Origin of the sequence: Acidisphaera rubrifaciens HS-AP3, from assembly GCF_000964365.1 — a bacterium.
In the GTDB taxonomy this organism is placed as follows: Bacteria; Pseudomonadota; Alphaproteobacteria; order Acetobacterales; family Acetobacteraceae; genus Acidisphaera; species Acidisphaera rubrifaciens.
This window is the reverse complement of sequence record NZ_BANB01000143.1, coordinates 21,980-37,753: the sequence shown is the minus strand read 5'-3', so window position 1 is coordinate 37,753 and position 15,774 is coordinate 21,980. Positions and strand designations below refer to the sequence as shown.

At 67.7% G+C, this 15,774-nt stretch carries 15 protein-coding genes; 6 read left to right on the top strand and 9 right to left on the bottom strand.

What is annotated here, in order from left to right; genetic code table 11:
• From B8460_RS05465 to B8460_RS05455, 3 genes are all read right to left on the bottom strand, one after another.
• A partial coding sequence (locus B8460_RS05465) for an AfsR/SARP family transcriptional regulator (RefSeq protein WP_277813930.1) occupies positions 1-790 on the bottom strand: 790 nt, incomplete at its 3' end.
• 75 nt (positions 791-865) lie between these two features.
• The gene (locus tag B8460_RS05460; RefSeq protein WP_048860564.1) at positions 866-2,269 is read right to left on the bottom strand and encodes a glutamate--cysteine ligase; all 1,404 of its coding nucleotides are present in this window, start codon (positions 2,267-2,269) and stop codon (positions 866-868) included.
• A 40-nt stretch (positions 2,270-2,309) separates the two neighbouring features.
• On the bottom strand, positions 2,310-3,062 hold the full coding sequence (locus tag B8460_RS05455; RefSeq protein ID WP_084623259.1) for a 16S rRNA (uracil(1498)-N(3))-methyltransferase: 753 nt from the start codon (positions 3,060-3,062) through the stop codon (positions 2,310-2,312).
• A gap of 37 nt (positions 3,063-3,099) precedes the next feature.
• Between B8460_RS05455 and ubiA the strand changes: the two genes are divergently transcribed.
• Together ubiA and B8460_RS05445 are read left to right on the top strand one after the other, a co-directional pair.
• Complete coding sequence (ubiA, locus tag B8460_RS05450) at positions 3,100-4,023, top strand: 4-hydroxybenzoate octaprenyltransferase (protein WP_048860563.1); 924 nt, start codon at positions 3,100-3,102, stop codon at positions 4,021-4,023.
• 1 nt (position 4,024) lies between these two features.
• The gene (locus B8460_RS05445) at positions 4,025-4,678 is read left to right on the top strand and encodes a class I SAM-dependent methyltransferase (protein WP_048860569.1); all 654 of its coding nucleotides are present in this window, start codon (positions 4,025-4,027) and stop codon (positions 4,676-4,678) included.
• A gap of 15 nt (positions 4,679-4,693) precedes the next feature.
• Here the strand turns inward: B8460_RS05445 and B8460_RS05440 are convergent, their stop codons facing one another.
• The 6 genes from B8460_RS05440 to pdxH all read right to left on the bottom strand — a co-directional run bounded on the left by B8460_RS05440 (position 4,694) and on the right by pdxH (position 10,643).
• Positions 4,694-6,244 carry a YdgA family protein gene (locus tag B8460_RS05440; RefSeq protein WP_048860562.1) on the bottom strand — a complete coding sequence of 517 codons (1,551 nt, stop codon included), beginning with the start codon at positions 6,242-6,244 and terminating at the stop codon, positions 4,694-4,696.
• Positions 6,245-6,329: 85 nt separating this feature from the next.
• Entirely contained in the window at positions 6,330-7,031 is a 702-nt protein-coding gene (locus B8460_RS05435; RefSeq protein WP_048860561.1) for a pirin family protein, read from the bottom strand.
• 81 nt (positions 7,032-7,112) lie between these two features.
• Entirely contained in the window at positions 7,113-7,493 is a 381-nt protein-coding gene (locus tag B8460_RS05430; RefSeq protein ID WP_241771117.1) for a MarR family winged helix-turn-helix transcriptional regulator, read from the bottom strand.
• Positions 7,494-7,582: 89 nt separating this feature from the next.
• The gene (locus B8460_RS05425; RefSeq protein WP_048860559.1) at positions 7,583-8,446 is read right to left on the bottom strand and encodes a universal stress protein; all 864 of its coding nucleotides are present in this window, start codon (positions 8,444-8,446) and stop codon (positions 7,583-7,585) included.
• 43 nt (positions 8,447-8,489) lie between these two features.
• Positions 8,490-9,917, bottom strand: a complete 1,428-nt coding sequence (locus B8460_RS05420) for a bifunctional aminoglycoside phosphotransferase/ATP-binding protein (protein WP_048860558.1) — start codon at positions 9,915-9,917, stop codon at positions 8,490-8,492.
• 117 nt (positions 9,918-10,034) lie between these two features.
• On the bottom strand, positions 10,035-10,643 hold the full coding sequence (gene pdxH, locus B8460_RS05415; RefSeq protein ID WP_048860557.1) for a pyridoxamine 5'-phosphate oxidase: 609 nt from the start codon (positions 10,641-10,643) through the stop codon (positions 10,035-10,037).
• 116 nt (positions 10,644-10,759) lie between these two features.
• On the opposite strand from pdxH, the gene fabI reads away from it, so the two are divergent.
• From fabI to B8460_RS05390, 4 genes are all read left to right on the top strand, one after another.
• Complete coding sequence (gene fabI / locus B8460_RS05410; protein WP_277813929.1) at positions 10,760-11,593, top strand: enoyl-ACP reductase FabI; 834 nt, start codon at positions 10,760-10,762, stop codon at positions 11,591-11,593.
• A gap of 25 nt (positions 11,594-11,618) precedes the next feature.
• On the top strand, positions 11,619-12,722 hold the full coding sequence (gene aroC / locus B8460_RS05405) for a chorismate synthase (protein ID WP_048860556.1): 1,104 nt from the start codon (positions 11,619-11,621) through the stop codon (positions 12,720-12,722).
• A 151-nt stretch (positions 12,723-12,873) separates the two neighbouring features.
• Positions 12,874-14,076, top strand: coding sequence for a hypothetical protein (locus B8460_RS21655; protein ID WP_048860555.1), 1,203 nt, complete (start codon positions 12,874-12,876; stop codon positions 14,074-14,076).
• Between the two features lie 392 nt (positions 14,077-14,468).
• Positions 14,469-15,767: a phospholipase D-like domain-containing protein gene (locus B8460_RS05390; RefSeq protein WP_148360373.1), complete on the top strand. Its 1,299-nt coding sequence runs from the start codon at positions 14,469-14,471 to the stop codon at positions 15,765-15,767.
• The last annotated feature ends 7 nt before the right edge of the window (positions 15,768-15,774 follow it).

The window sequence follows — 15,774 nt, the reverse complement described above, 5'->3', positions numbered from 1 at the left end:
GTCGGCCGGGCATGGGGCGGCCGGCAGGTCCGCGGATCTCGGCCAGCAGCCGCTGCGTCTCGGCCGACGGGGCCGCATCCAGAAGGTCGGAGAGCACGGCGCGACACCGCTCATAGGCCTGTATGGCCATTCCCCGCTCACCGCGTGCCGCATGTGCCCGCATCAGCGCCCGCCACGCGCCTTCATGGGCGCGGTCGATGGTCAGCAGCCGTTGGGCCGCCGGGATTGTGGCCTCCGGGTCGGTCTGCTCGCGGAGCAGATCCTCCGCGAGTTTCCGGGCCCGATCGCGAAGACGCTCACGCTCGGCCGCAAGCCAGGAATCGAACGCCGGATCGATCCCGTCGAGATCCTCCAGCAGATCGCCCTCCAGCAACGACAGCGAAGTGGGATCGCTGGTCGTCGCGCGCATGACCGCGTCGACGTCCACCCAGACGACGTTCGAACGAAGCGTAAGGTGATCGCGATTGATCGTCAGGACTTCGACGCCGGTCGGCAGAAGCGCCTCGTGAAGACGGTGGATTTCCTGGCGCAACGAGGCGCGGGCTTGTTCCTCGGGCCGGCGGCTCCACAGCATCTCGGCGAGACGGCCACGCAAGGCGGGGCGGGGGGCGGACAGCGCGATCACGGCGAGCAGCGCCCGGGTCTTACGGCCGGCCGGAAGCACGCGCAGGCCGTTGGCGGCCCAAGCTTCCATCTGCCCGATCAAGCGCAGTTTGAGCGCGGGCGTCCTGGCTGTCGTATCTTCGGCGTTAATCTCGCCGTGAACGCGTAAACCGGTGTTAGCACTCATAGCAGATCGCACCTGTGCCGGTAACTGTCTGGAGCACAAGAGTGGCGGACGAGCGGGGGCAAATGCAAGCCAGTATTATACTGTTGTCTCAGAGAAAATACGCTGCACGTCTCCGCCCCACACGTTATGGTAGCGATCGAGCCATCGTTCAGCCTGCGTTGGCGCCCCGTCAGCGATCTCTTCAAGCGGACGTAAATAGGTAGTTTCATCGACCCCCTCCGGGGCCTGCTTTGCCCGGGCTCGTAAGCCGTCGCGTGCAATCGCCACGACATCAGCAACCAAGCTCCGCAACGGAAGCTCGGCTTTGGTCACGATAAGTTTAGCCTCAAGACCTTGCCGCGGAACAGCCGCGCGCGCGATCAGGAGATTTTCCCAAGTCACGCCTGCGATGAGCGATTCAGCGGCGGCCAGCGCCGCGTCGTCATAGAGCAGACCAACCCAGAGCGCTGATTGGGCCAACATCATAGCAGGACTGCCAGCATCTGCCCCGCGCATTTCAAGGAACTTTTTCAACCGCACGTCGGTAAATGCCGTCGTCATGTGATCGGCAAAATCACCAAGCGTGGCGGCGTGTCCCTCGGCTTGCGGCAGGCGTCCGTCCATGAAGGCCCGGAACGACGCGCCCGCAAGGTCGATGTACCGACCGTCTCGATATATGAAATACATAGGTACTGCGTCGAGCAGCCATTCGACATACCGGACGAACCCGAAACCGGGGTCGAGCATCAGACGCGGTATTCCCGACCGATGCGGATCGGTGTCGGTCCAGACTTCCGCCCGATACGACAGGTATCCGTTCGGCCGCCCCTCGGTGAACGGCGAGTTGGCGAACAGGGCGGTCGCAAGAGGCTGCAGCGCAAGCGAAACCCGCAATTTACGGGCCATGTCGCGCTCCGAGGAGTAGTCGAGGTTGACCTGGACCGTACAGGTACGGGTCATCATGTCGAGGCCCAGGCCCCCGACCTTCGGCATATAGCGCCGCATGATCGCGTATCGTCCCTTGGGCATCCACGGCATGTCGTCCCGCCGGGCCAGCGGGTGGAAACCGAGCGGGGCGTATCCCAGCTGAAGCTGCGTCGCGGCGTCGTGGACCTGCTCGAGATGGGTCCGTAATTCCGCGTCCGTCTCGTGCAGCGTCTCGAGCGGTGCTCCCGACAGCTCCAGTTGCCCCGCGGGCTCCAGGGAAATCGACGTCGGGCCTGTCGGCATCGGCATGCGCAGGCCAATCATCTGCCCCGCATCGTCGATCGACGCCCCATCGTGGCGGTCGCGCAACAGTCGCAGCAGCGCCAGGACGGTGGCGTCACTGTCCGGCGCGGCGTACGGCGGTGCCTGAAGATCGGCGAGCCGGAATCCGAACTTTTCGTGCTCCGTCCCGATGCGGAAGTCGCTCGGCGACTTGCAGCCCTCGGCAATGTAGTCAGCAAGCTGTCGGACAGACGTAATCGGCGTCTGGTCCGCTTCCCCGGGGTTGGACATGCTTTTTCCGGCTATGTGGGTCGGCGAGATGACGGGATATTTAGCGATCGCCGGCCGATGACGGGAGGGGCGCGGCCGTGCCGTCGTCCGTGCCGGAGCATAGCAGCTGCGCCAACCCCGCCACGATCGCCGTCTCGGCGCGTAACACGCATGATCCCAGCGACAAAGCCCTGACCGCCGGGTGCCGCAGGAGCTGCGCCCGCTCCCTGGCAGAAAAGCCGCCCTCCGGTCCGACCAGCAGCCCACACGGAGGGCCGACCATTGCTGGCAGCGCGCGCGAACCCAGCCGCTCGATGGCCGCAAGCAATTGACGGTCGCCTGGCCACGCGGCGAGGAGGTCCGTCAGCGTCACCGGCGGGCTGAGTGCCGGCAGCGTGAGACGCTCGCTCTGTTCGGCGGCCTCGATGATGATGGCGAGCAGGCGATCGGTGTTCACCCTGGCCGCCTGGCCGTGATCGGTCAGCACCGGCATGATGCGGGCGACGCCCAGTTCCGTCGCCTGGCGCACCGCGAGGTCGGTCGCGTCGCGCTTGAGAAGCGCGAAAGCCAGCCAGACATCGGGTGCCACGTCCTGCGGCCGTGTCCGGCGCCGGCAAATCAGACGCATGCTGTCCCGTGCCGCGGTCTCGATCGTGGCCTGCCACTCCCCGTCCTCGCCGTTGAACAGCAACACGGCATCGCCCGTGCTCCGGCGCATGACGGTGCGCAGGTATCGGGACTGGGCGGTGCCGCAGTCCACGGCGGCGCCGGCGGCGAGCGGTGCCCGGACATGGAGGCGTATTGACGTGGTCATGGCGGCGGGGAAGGTAGCAGCCATGAACGCTGGAGCCATGCCGGAACAGGGCGGTTCGCCGCGGCATACGGATATCCGGGCCGGAGGCTGGGTTGCCCGTCTGCCGCCGGCATGGCGGCCCTATGCGCTGCTGGCGCGGCTCGACCGCCCGATCGGCGTCTGGCTGCTGTTCCTCCCCGGCCTCTGGGGCATCCTCCTGGGCGCCGCGGACCCGCGCGCTTCGGCGCGTCTGGTCGTGCTCTTCGCCGTGGGTAGCGTGGTGATGCGGGCTGCGGGTTGCGTGGTCAATGATCTTTGGGACCGTGACATCGACCGAAAGGTTGCCAGGACGGCCGGCCGCCCCCTCGCCGCCGGCCTGCTGAGCACCCGGCAGGCCCTGGCGTTCCTGGGGCTATTGCTGGCGATCGGCCTGGTAATCCTGCTGCAGCTCGGGTGGCTGGCGCAGGTACTCGGCGTCGCGTCGCTACTGCTGGTCGGTCTGTATCCGCTCGCGAAGCGGGTCACCTGGTGGCCGCAGCTGGTGATGGGCTTCACCTTTGGGTACGGCGCCCCGATGGGCTATGCTGCAGCAGCCGGGCGGGTCGATCCGGCCTGGGTGACGCTCTATCTGGCGGCGATCCTCTGGGACCTCGGCTTCGATACGATCTACGCGCACCAGGACCGTGAGGATGATGCGGTGATCGGGGTGCGCTCCACCGCCCGTCTGTTCGGCCGGCACACGTCGACCTTCCTGGCTGTAGTCTTCGCCCTCATGGTGGTGGCGCTGGTGTCGACCGGTGTCGCGGCGGGCCTGTCCGGATGGTACTATCCGGCGCTTCTCCCGGTCGCGTTGCTGCTGGCGCGGCAGGTGTGGGTGCTCGACATTCACGACCCGGCCCGGTGTCTCGCGCTGTTCCGCGGCCATCGGGAGATTGGGCTGCTGGTGGCCGCCGCGATCCTGATCGGCCGCACGCTTGGGTGAACTGCCCGATCCGGCGCGGATCGACGCCTTCATACGCGACCACACCATACCGGCTCGACCGTCACTGGTGCCGGAGCTCGAGTTGCATACGGCGGCGGAGATAACCCCGATCTGGCAGGCGACCGAGGATTGGCTCGACCAGCGGGGCCTCGCGCCGCCCTTCTGGGCATTCGCCTGGCCCGGCGGGCAGGCGCTCGCGCGGCATGTCCTCGATCATCCGGAGACGGTGGTGGGTCGGCGGGTCCTGGACTTCGCGGCGGGCGGCGGCATCGCGGCCATTGCCTGCGCGCTGGCAGGCGCCGCCGTGGTCGAGGCGGCGGAGATCGATCCGGTCGCCTGCGCGGCGATCCGCCTCAACGCGCTCCGGAACGGGGTCGAACTGCGCGCGACCCCCGGCGACGTGGTCGGTCAGGACGGCGCGTGGGACCTGATCGTCTGCGGCGACGTCTGCTACGAGGGCCCGATGACCGGCCATATCCTGCCCTGGTTGCGCCGGCTGGCGCGCCGGGCGGATGTGTGGGTCGCCGATCCCGGTCGCGCCTATCTGCCGGCAACCGGGTTGCGACCGCTCGCCGCCTATCGCGTGCCGACCACGCTCGAGCTCGAGGACCGGGTCGAACGCGAGGTCACGATCTATCGCCTGTCAGCGGACTGACGCCGCGCACCGCGCCTATTGGTGCACCGCGCCCCCGGGGTCGCCGGCGGGGCCGCCATCCTGCGCCTCGGGAGGATAGACGGTATGGCCGTTCACCTGGACGGCCCCTCCGTGATACGCAATGTCCCAGATCACCCGGTCGCCATCGCTGCGTCCGAGCGCCTTGGCCATCATCAACACGCCGATAATCTGGGCCGCCTGCGGGTCGGACTGGAGATGACCGATCAGGGTGTCCAGCTGGCGCGCGACGACCTCGGCTTTCCCCGAGACGACGGCAGGGACCGGCGCCGGTACGTCGACCGAGCCGGACGCGGTGAGGCTGGAGTCGCCGAGATCGATCGCAAGGTCATCCAGTCCGATCTTGATGCCGCCATGCGCGAACAGGCCGAGCACCGCCGCACCCATCAGGTTTTGCTGCGTGTCCGGCGCTAGGGCCGCATGCAGCAGCGCGATGACCTCGGCCGTTCCGACCCCGCTGAGCGTCGGATGGATATGCAGGTGGCGCGGCAGGTAGGCACGGATCGACGGCGGGGCGTTCGAAGCGCCGAGGCGATCGACCGCGAAGTCGAGATACGTGGTCAGGAGGCCGGCCTTGCTTGCTCCACCCATCCCGAATTCCGCGTGCCCCAGCGATACCGTCGAGCCACCGGCAATGACCTTTAGGTTGCTGAGAGATTCCTTGATTTCGACCTGCCCGGCCAGACCGGCCAGCGCGGCTACCATCGAACGCAGGGTCGTGCGGTCGATCGGCAGGGGTTGGCCCGGACGGGCGGACCCGCCCGACATGATCGCCGCAGCATAGCGGAATGTCGCCGCAAATACGGCGCCGACCCGGTTCGGATCGACGTCCGTCGCGGTGCCTGCCAATTCGACCGTGTCGGCCACGGCGTCGAATGTCGCGAGGCCGCTGGACGTCACATGAAGGCCATGGATCGCCGCGCTCTCCGCGGCATCGAGGGTAGCCGGCGCCTGAGCGGTCGCCGCCGGATGCGGGCTCAGTGACATGTGCATGATGTAGTCGGCATAATCCTGGGTCTGCCGGAGCCCGTTGGCCGTCACGTCGGTGTGCACGTTGTCGAGCGTCGCATCGAGCCGGCTCCCGGTCGCATAGCTCGGATCGAAGACGCCCGTCGCGGTCTGCTGGCCTATGCGCAGCCGCATCAGCCCAAGCCCGCCATCCTTGAGGCCGCCCGGCGGCGGCTTGATGGTGATGGTACTCGGGCTCGGCAGCGTCATGCCGTCGATCGCCCACCGGCCGCCGTCGAGCGGGTGTACCTTGGCGGTCAGCCCCGCCGCGTCGCCGGTCACGCCCGGCGTGAGCCCGGGCACCGGCACCACAATCCGGTAAGCGTCCCCGTCCTTGTTGACGGCCAGGGCGGGGGGAGCAGCTTTCTCCGTGCCCATCACCTGCGCGAACCATTGCCGCAGCGACGCCTGCAGGTCCGCGGCAGAGGGCGGGTCGGCATAGGCCGGCCAGGATGCGCCAGCGGACAGCGCGGCGGTCGCGAGCGCCAGGGCAAAATGGTGGCGTTTGGCGGTCCGGGTCAGACGGCCACGATCGGACATGCTGGATCGGCTCCTCGGCGTGAGCGGCAGAGACTGCCCGCACGCCGAGGAGGACGCCAGTTGGTTTGCCGGCTGGGCGTCGCTTTTACTCGGCGACGTCCACCAGGACGATCTCGGCCTCTTCATCTGCGACCAGGTCGACGAAGGGTTCGCCGGCCACGGCGACGCCATCGCGTGTGCCGGCTGCCACCTCGTTGACCGTCACGCGCCCGCTCGCCGGCACCAGGTAGGCGACCCGGCCGGCCCCCAACGCATACCGCACCGTCTCGCCGGCCTTGAGCGTGCCGGCGTAGAGCGCCGCGTCGGCATGCAGGGGGAGGGCGTCCGCCGTCTTGTCGCTCTCGCGACCGCTGGCGAGCAGCGCCAGGCCTGCGCCCTGACGCGGGAACCTCTTGGTGCCCCACCCGGGTGCCACACCCTGGCGGTTGGGCATGATCCAGATCTGGAACAGCCGCGTGGGCGTCCGCTCCAGATTGTATTCGGCATGAACGATGCCCGTGCCGGCATGCATGACCTGGATGTCGCCAGCTTCGGTGCGACCTTCGTTGCCGAGGTTGTCGCGATGGGTGATCGCGCCGTCCCGGACATAGGTGATGATTTCCATGTCGCGGTGGGGATGCGGATCGAAGCCGGTGCCCGGCGCGATCTCGTCGTCGTTCCAGACCCGAAGACCGCCCACGCCCATGCGGCGCGGGTCGTGATAGCTGCCGAAGCTGAAGTGGTGGCGGGCGTTCAGCCAGTCGTTGGTGAAGCGGCCAAGACGGCTGAAGGGCTGCACGTGGATCATGACTGCACCTATTCGTTCGTTATCGAACAATTCGGCGATGAATTGGGGGGTTGCCTTCCGCGTTGCAAGCCGCGCCCCGGGTCAGCTCTGCCCTGCCTGCGCCGCGTGTCCAAGTTTACGCAGGAGACGGCTGAGGTCGTCCAGCTCCGCGGGGTCAAGCCCGCTCATGGCCAATGCGATGTCGGCGGCATGGCGCGGGAACAGGCACTCGATCAGGGTTCGCCCCTCCGCCGTGAGATCGACCTGCACGCTGCGGCGGTCGGACGGGTCGCGCGATCGGCGGACCAGACCCCGCCGTTCCAGCTTGTCGATCACGTCGGTCATGTTGCCGGCGCTCGTCAGAACCTTTCGTCCCAGTTCCCGCTGTGTCATCGGCCCGCGATGGAGAATGCCCTCCAGAACGCCTAGCTGCGTCGCCGTCAGGTTGCTGGCGTGCAGGCGCGATTCGACGCGGGCAAGCACCGACTTGCTGGCCCGCAGCAGCTTGACATACGCCCGCAGCGCGGCGGCGACGGTCTCGTCGCGCGCCCCGGCGTCTGGTGCACGCGTGGTCAGCGGTTCATCATCACGGGCAGTGCCGCGTGCTCCAGCACATGTCGCGTCACCCCGCCGAGGATCAACTGGCGCAGGCGCGAGTGGGAATAGGCGCCCATCGCCATCAGATCGGCGCCGAAATCCTGTGCCGCGGCAAGCAATCCCGCGCCGACCTCCCGGTCAATGGAGCGGAACACCCGGATATCGGACTGGATACCGTGCAGGGCGAGGTAGACCCGTAGCTCCTCAGCCGCTGGCCCGCGCCGCTGGTAGTCCTCGGATGCCAGCACACGGACGGCCTGTGCGCGTTGCAGCCAGGGCAGGGCACCGAAGACCGCGGTCGCGCTTTCCGCCGTCCCGTTCCAGGCGATGCAGACACGCTCCCCGACCGAGGCGGGGGCGGCGCGCGGCGCGATCAGCACCGGCCGGCCGCTATCGAACAATACGGCATGCAGCGCATCCGATGACGACACGTCTTCGCCGGCGTCCGGATGGGGCACGATGGTGAGGTCGGCCAGCCGTGCCTGCTGGGCCACGTGGTCGTCCTCGCGGCCGGACGTGGTCGAAAAGCTCGCCGACAGGCGCACCGGGGGCGTCAAGTCCGTGACGGGGATTTGCTCTGCCTGCATGGCCTGCTCGAACAGGGCGCGGATGGCGCGGGCGCGGTTGCCGCTCTCGCGCTCCGTGGCGCTCATCATGTCCTCGATCATGGCGCCGGACAGGCCCTCGCCGGCAAGGGGCGCGACGTCGCGGCTGTCCATTCTCACATGCAGGGCAGCGATGTGGGCATCCCAGCGACGGGCAACCAGCGCGGCTGTGCCGAGCGCGGCGGCCCCGGCGGCCGTGCCCGTCAACGGCAGCAGTACCTTGCGTATCGGCATGCGATCCTCCCGCCCCGCTCGTGCAGCGGGTGCCGGCGTTTTATCACACGGCGCCGGGCGCGCGAGCGCGGCGCGCCGGTCGCCGCCGGTACGCCGCCAGCGCGGCCTGTGCGGCGGCCAGCGCGGCGTCGGCGTCGGTGGTGTCGAGCCGCTGCCAATCGAACACGCCCGGATCGATCTGATTGGCAGTCCTCAGGCTTTCGACGGTTGATTCCGAGGCATCATAGGCACGGCCCTCCAGGCGCTCCGTGATCAACGGAAGCGGGGCATCGAGCCAGAGCCCGGTGAAGGCCGCTCCGGCCTCGGCGGCGGCGCGGGCGACCGCCGCCCGGTCGGTAGGATCGAGGAACAGCGCCTCGACGACGACGCTGCGGCCCGCCAGGGCCGCAGCGCGGACCTGCCCGACGAGCGCGTCGCGCGTCCGGGTCACGGCGGGGAGATCATGGCCGGCGCCGTCCGACGGCGCCTCGGGAACAAGGCCGAGCAGGCGCTTGCGGACGTCGTCCCAGCGCATGAGCAACGCGCCCGGGAACGGGCCAAGATCGACGGCGAGTCGGCGTCCCAGGGTCGTCTTGCCCACGCCGGGCACGCCACCGACCGCCACGACGACGCTTTGTCCGCGATCAAGGCACTCCGCCGAGAACTGGGCCCGCCGTGAGGCGTCGGTCGGATCGGCCGTGGCCAGATCCGCCGCGCGTAGCAACCCTCGGATGCCCATGAACAAAGGCAGCAGCGCAACCAGACCGGCGTCGCCGGTCCGGGCGACGTAGCGGGAAAACAGCCGGTTCGCCGGCCCGTCGAGCCCGGCCGCGTGCAGCTCGATCAGTAGCGAGGCAACGTCCCAGACGGCGTCCGGCACGCCCGTCGGAGGGTCCGGCGGGATCGCATCGACCGGCGTCCACTCGTGCTGCCAGCGACAGATGTTGCCGAGATGGAGATTGCCGTGCCGCGCGACGGGCGCGCCGGCAGCCGTCCGTTCGTCCAGCAATCGTCCGACATCGTCCAGCCGCATCAGCGCGGTACCGGCCCAGGCCTGAACGTCCGCCTGCGCGAAGCCGGCGTCCAGTGCGGCCTTGACCGTCGTCAGGGCGAGTATCCGGCCCGTCTCCGATCCGCCCCCGGTCTGTGGCGGGGTCGCCGGGTGGTGATGCAGGGTGAAGACTCGGTCCGCGAGCAGGTCGGCGGCGCGGCCCTCGAGCGCGTCAGCGTCCACGCAGGCGCGAGCGAAGTCGGTCGTCTCGACGCGCGTCATCCGGAGGGCCCAGTCGACCGCGGGGGTGTCCGGCGACAAGGGCTCGCTGGCCAGCGCGAGACCGCCGTCGGAGCGCCGTACGATGGCCAGCAGGTCGTGGTGAAGGCCCGGCGCCAGCGGTGCGCTCACGGCAAGTTCGTAGTCGGCCTGCACGCGTCGCCACCGGCGGCTGCGGCTGTCGGCGACCGGGCGGCTGATAGCCTTCCGCAGCTTGAGCACGTCATCACTGCCGGTGAAAACGAGGCTACCCGCTGTCTCAAGGGGGGGTGAGCCGGCTAGCTGGCTGAGGAAAGCCGCAACCTCGGCCTGGGCGGTTGGGATCGGCACGAAGGATGTTTAAGGGTACAGCATCTCCGTGGTCCAGCCCGCGGCGGCCGCCCGGTAGACGATCCGCTCGTGCAAACGGAATGGCATGTCGCGCCAGAACTCGAACGTCGTCGGCCTGACCCGGTAGCCGGACCAATGCGGCGGCCTAGGGATATCGTCGTCGGCGTATTGCCGTTCGAGGGCCTCGACGCGGTCTTCCAATTCGGTGCGGGCGGCGAGGGGGCGCGACTGGTCGGACGCCCAGGCGCCGAGGCGCGACAGGCGGGGCCGGGACGCGTAGTAGGCGTCGGCCTCGGCGGCCGAGACCGGCGCAACCTGGCCTTCGATACGCACCTGCCGACGCAGCGACTTCCAGTGAAACAGCAGGGCCACGTGCGCATTTGCCGCGAGCTCCCGGCCCTTGCGGCTCTCGAGGTTCGTGTAGAAGACGAATCCCTGTTCGTCATGTCCCTTCAACAGCACCATGCGTGCCGACGGGCGGCCGTCCGGGGCCGCGGTTGCCAGCGTCATGGCGTTGGCATCGTTCGGTTCGGCGGTCACAGCCTCGTCGAGCCAGGCTGAGAACCGGGCAAACGGTTCCGACCAGTCAGTCGTGGCCGGCGGACGGCTTTCGGGCATGGTTTCGGTCTCCTTGCCCCATAGGATGGGGTCGCGGGCGTCGATCGGCCAGCCGGGGCTTGTCCCGGGTCGAGGCGCGTGCGAACCACATGGCTTATCCAATGACGGACCCAGCGATGCCCGAGATGCCCTCGATTCCCACCGGCTCCCTGATGGCAGGCAAGCGCGGGCTGGTAATGGGGGTGGCGAACGAACGTTCAATCGCCTGGGGGATCGCCGCGGCATGCGCGGCCCAGGGCGCCGAAGTCGCGTTCACCTATCAGGGTGACGCGCTCGGCAAGCGCGTCCGGCCGCTCGCCGCCTCCATCGGTTCCGACCTCGTGCTCCCCTGCGATGTGGCGGACGACGCGAGCGTCGACGCGGCGTTCGAATCGATCGCGGCGCGATGGGACGGTCTCGATTTTCTCGTCCATGCCATCGGCTTTGCCGACAAGCAGTATCTCCGCGGGCGGTTTCTCGATACGCCACGGGCGGCCTTTCTCCAGGCGGTCGATATCTCCTGCTACTCGTTCGTATCCGTGTGCCAGCGCGCGGTGCCGATGATGCGCAACGGTGGCAGTCTATTGACGCTCAGCTATCTCGGCGCCGAGCGCTGGATGCCGCATTACAACGTGATGGGCATCGCCAAGGCGGCTTTGGAGGCATCGGTGCGCTATCTGGCGGCCGATCTCGGGGCCGACCGCATCCGGGTCAACGCCATCAGCGCTGGCCCGATCAAGACCTTGGCTGCCAGCGGAATCGGTGATTTCCGGTATATTCTTCGCTGGAATCAGCTCAACGCACCGATGCAGCGCAACGTCACGATCGAAGAGGTCGGCGGGGCGGCGCTGTACCTTCTGTCGGATCTTGCCACGGGTGTGACGGGCGAGGTCCACTACGTCGACTGCGGCTATCATCTCGTCGGGATGAAGAATCCCGCGGCTCCCGACATCGCGATCGTCTCCGAATGAACGGGCCGCCACGGCGAGGCCGGACGTGAGTCACAACACATTCGGCCACCTGTTTCGCGTGACGACATGGGGCGAAAGTCACGGTCCGTCGATCGGCTGCGTCATCGACGGGTGCCCGCCGCGGCTGCCGCTGAGTGAGGCCGTCATCCAGCCCTATCTGGATCGGCGGCGGCCAGGACAGTCCCGGTTTACGACGCAGCGGCGGGAGCCCGACGCGGTGCGGATATTGTCCGGCACGTTTGAAGGTCTGACGACCGGTGCGCCGATTTCCCTGCTGATCGACAATACCGACCAACGCTCCAAGGACTATGGCGAGATCGCTGATCGCTTTCGGCCGGGCCACGCGGATCTGACCTACACGCTCAAGTATGGGATACGCGATTATCGGGGCGGGGGCCGAAGTTCGGCCCGCGAGACGGCCATGCGCGTGGCGGCAGGAGCGGTCGCCCGGCAGGTCCTCGGCGATGGCATGCGCATACGCGGTGCCCTCGTGCAGCTCGGCCCGCACGGCATCGATCGGTCGCGCTGGGATTGGGATACGATCGATGCAAATCCATTCTTCTGTCCGGACGCCGTCGCGGCCGCCGAATGGGCGGCTTATCTTGACGAGGTGCGCCGGGCCGGGTCGTCGGTCGGCGCCGTCATCGAAATCCACGCCGACGGCGTTCCGCCCGGTCTCGGCGCACCGCTTTACGGCAAACTCGACGCCGAGATTGCCGGGGCTCTCATGGGCATCAACGCGGTCAAGGGTGTGGAGATCGGCGACGGATTTGCCGCGGCCGCGCTGCGCGGCGAAGACAATGCGGATGAGATGAGGATGGAGGGTGACGAAGTCGCCTTCGATTCCAACCATGCCGGCGGCATCCTTGGCGGCATTTCAACCGGGCAGCCCCTGGTGGCCCGGTTCGCCGTCAAACCGACGAGCTCGATACTTTCGCCCCGCCGATCGGTCGATCGTCACGGACAGTCGGTCGAGGTGAGCACCAGGGGCAGGCACGATCCGTGCGTCGGGATCCGCGCCGTCCCGGTTGGCGAGGCGATGGTCGCCTGCGTCCTCGCTGACCATCTGTTGCGGCACCGGGCGCAGACGCCGGACGCGCCCGAGAGGCCGCGACTTCTGCGCAATTGACCGGGTCCGCGACCGGGCGCAGCCGAACACGAGTCCGTGAAACAGAATCAGCGTGTCAGGACGATCCGCTCCCCGGAAGAACCACTATACATAAGTATCGGTTCCGCCGTATCGGCGGCACGTAAGCTCTGTTCGATCCAAAGGTGCCTCGATGTCCCAGGAGACTGCAGCCGCACCCGACCCGGTTGTACTGGACGCATTCGTGCGTCTGGCCGGCGAAGCCGTCTGGGACGAACGTATTGCGGCGGTCAAACGTGCCGCAACGACGGGCCCCCGTCTGGGGCGGGCACTGCTTCAACGCCATGCCATTGAATTGACGATCGACCGATTGCGCCGACGCATCAATCGCGCGCCGACCGTGGCAGAGCGTTGCCTCGCCGGCTTGGCTGCGGACATCGTGGCGTCGGCCGACGAATTGTCCAGCCGCGGGCCGGATCGGCTGCGGGCGGGGCTACGTCAGGCGCTCGGGGCCTCGGCGACGCTTGTGCCCCTGTTCCACCTCTTCCGCACCGGACGGATACAGCGCGGGCGCGGCTTTGACGTTGAGCATGCCGGATTCATCGACGACGCACCCTTCGACCTGCTGATCCACAGGGACGGCACCGAGGCCGAGGTGGCGTGTGACGTCGTGTCGGCCGAGGACGGTCGTGGTGTCCATCGGGGTGCTTGGTTCGATCTCGCGGATCGCGTGGACCCGGACCTGCAAACCTGGCTCGCGGCCCATCCCGGCCGGTACCTGCTCAAAGTCACTCTGCCGCAAGGCCTTCAGAACGACGACCGCGCGGCGCTGGCGGCCCTGCATGCGCGGATATGCGCCATGTTGGTCGAACGGCGGCGGACGGACCACGACGCGGCCGTAGTATTGCGGCTGGATCCGCTGCTGCTGGCGGCGGCGCAGGCCGACGAGTTGGGACTGGTGTCGTCGCTGCGGCGGGAGTTCGGGCCGGAGGCGCATCTCTCGGTCACCTCGGCCGGGACCGCGGTGTTCGTGATGGCGGCGCGGGCGGGGCGCGAAGACGAGGTGGCGGCCGCCGTGCGCCGCCGCCTGAGCGCCGTCGCGCCGGCTCGGCTGACCGGGGCCCGCCCCGGCATCCTTGCCATGTTCATCGAAGATACTGATCGTGCGGAATGGCGTGGGTTGCGCGACCGGCTGCAGCTCGAGGGCGAGGCGCGTCAGTTCCTGACCGACCCGGCAGCGCGTCCCGTCGTCGCCGTGACCTGCGCATCGCGATTCGAGTTGTTTGGCCTGGCCGAACCGGATGGCGTCCCGGACGGGGAGCTTCGGTTCCGCAATCCGGCCCACCCGGCCGCCCGTGCAGAGGCCCTGGCTCCTGCCGTTGTCTCGTCGATGTGAGGACGGTGGCACCCACGGGTCGCGATGCGATGAAACTGCCTTGCAACCGCCTCCATCCAGCCACGTTTACAATGCTCTATACGGCCAAGGCTCAGGAGGCCGATGAGTGTTGGAGGCGAAGCGGTGACCCAATTCGAATACAGCCACAAACTGGACGAACTGGATCGGCTGCTGAACGATCCTGACGTTCCGATGGAACCGGCGCGCGTCTGGTCTCTGCTCGCAGAGATATCGGGGCCCCGGTTCGAACCGGGTGAGGTGATCCATGATGGGACTGCCCAGCCTTGGGGCATCGCGTGCCGATAGGATCTGCTGAAGCCGCGGATTGCCTGTAACGTCTCGTAGCATTTTTTGTCTGGTTTTTCCAATATCGTCCGCTTTACTCCGCGGTTGTGAAGACAAAAGCACGGCTGTTCGTCTGCCTTCTTCCGTGGATGCTCGGCGTTTCGTCGTGCGCCACGGCCCCGACGCTTCCGGTCAATCCGTCCCTGCTGACAGCGGAGGCGGATGCCAATCCCGACCACGCATTGGCATTGATGAAGCAGGAGGGAGAGCGCCTCGCGCGTAACCCGTTCGTTCCGGGCAATCATGCTACGTTGCTGATCAATGGACCTGCCTCGTTCCAGGCCCTGCAGGCGGCCATCGAGACGGCAAAGAGCCGGATCGACATGGAAAGCTACGAGTTCGACGATACGGCCGGCGCACAGTTCGCGGAACTTCTCCTGGCTGCCCGGCGGCGCGGGGTCGAGGTCAATCTCATCCATGATGCCTGGGGTACGCTGAACACGTCGCAGTCCCTGTTCGATCGTTTGCGCGCGGGCGGGGTGCGTGTCCTCGAATACAATCCCCTTACCCCGAACAGCCGTGTGCCGGTCGACCTCAACGATCGCGATCACCGCAAGCTGCTATGCGTTGACGGCCGGCTTGCCATCACCGGCGGGGTGAACGTCAGCCGTGTCTACGAGAACCGTCCGTCCGGCCATGTTCCGTCCGATCCGGACGACGACGCCTGGCGCGACACCGATGTCCGCATCATCGGCCCGGTCGTCCGGCAGTTCGAGCACTACTTCATGGATACGTGGCGTGGTCAGAAGGGGCCGCCGATACCGGAACCGCCCGCGCCGCCGCCGCCATTTCCCGATGGATACCTGATCCAGGCCATCGACGGCTCGCCGCAGGATGGGAAGCCGCTGATCTACAGAGACCTGATGGTCGTAATCGCGCTCGCGCAGCACTCGATTCATCTGACGACCGGCTTCTTTGCGCCGACACCGGAATTCATGCATGCGCTGGAACGCGCCGCACGCCGAGGTGTGGATGTGCAGCTTATCCTGCCTAGCCGTAGCACGAGCGAACTGGCTCTCGCGGCCGGCCGGGCAAAATATGGCGATCTGCTCGAGGCCGGGATCAAGCTGCACGAATTTCAGGGGCGAGTCCTGCACGCCAAGACGGCGGTGATCGATGGCGTATGGTCGGCGGTCGGCTCGTCGAATCTCGACTGGCGCAGCACCGTTTGGAACAATGAGATCGACGCGATCATTCTCGGTCACGCCTTCGGAAATCAGATGGAGGCCGTGTTCGCTGCGGACAGCGCCGCGTCGCGCACCATCACGCTGTCGACTTGGGAGGATCGCGGGGCGCGCGAACGCCTCCGCGAGCTTGGGGCCAAATTGATCGAACGGCTTCTATAGTCCCCGG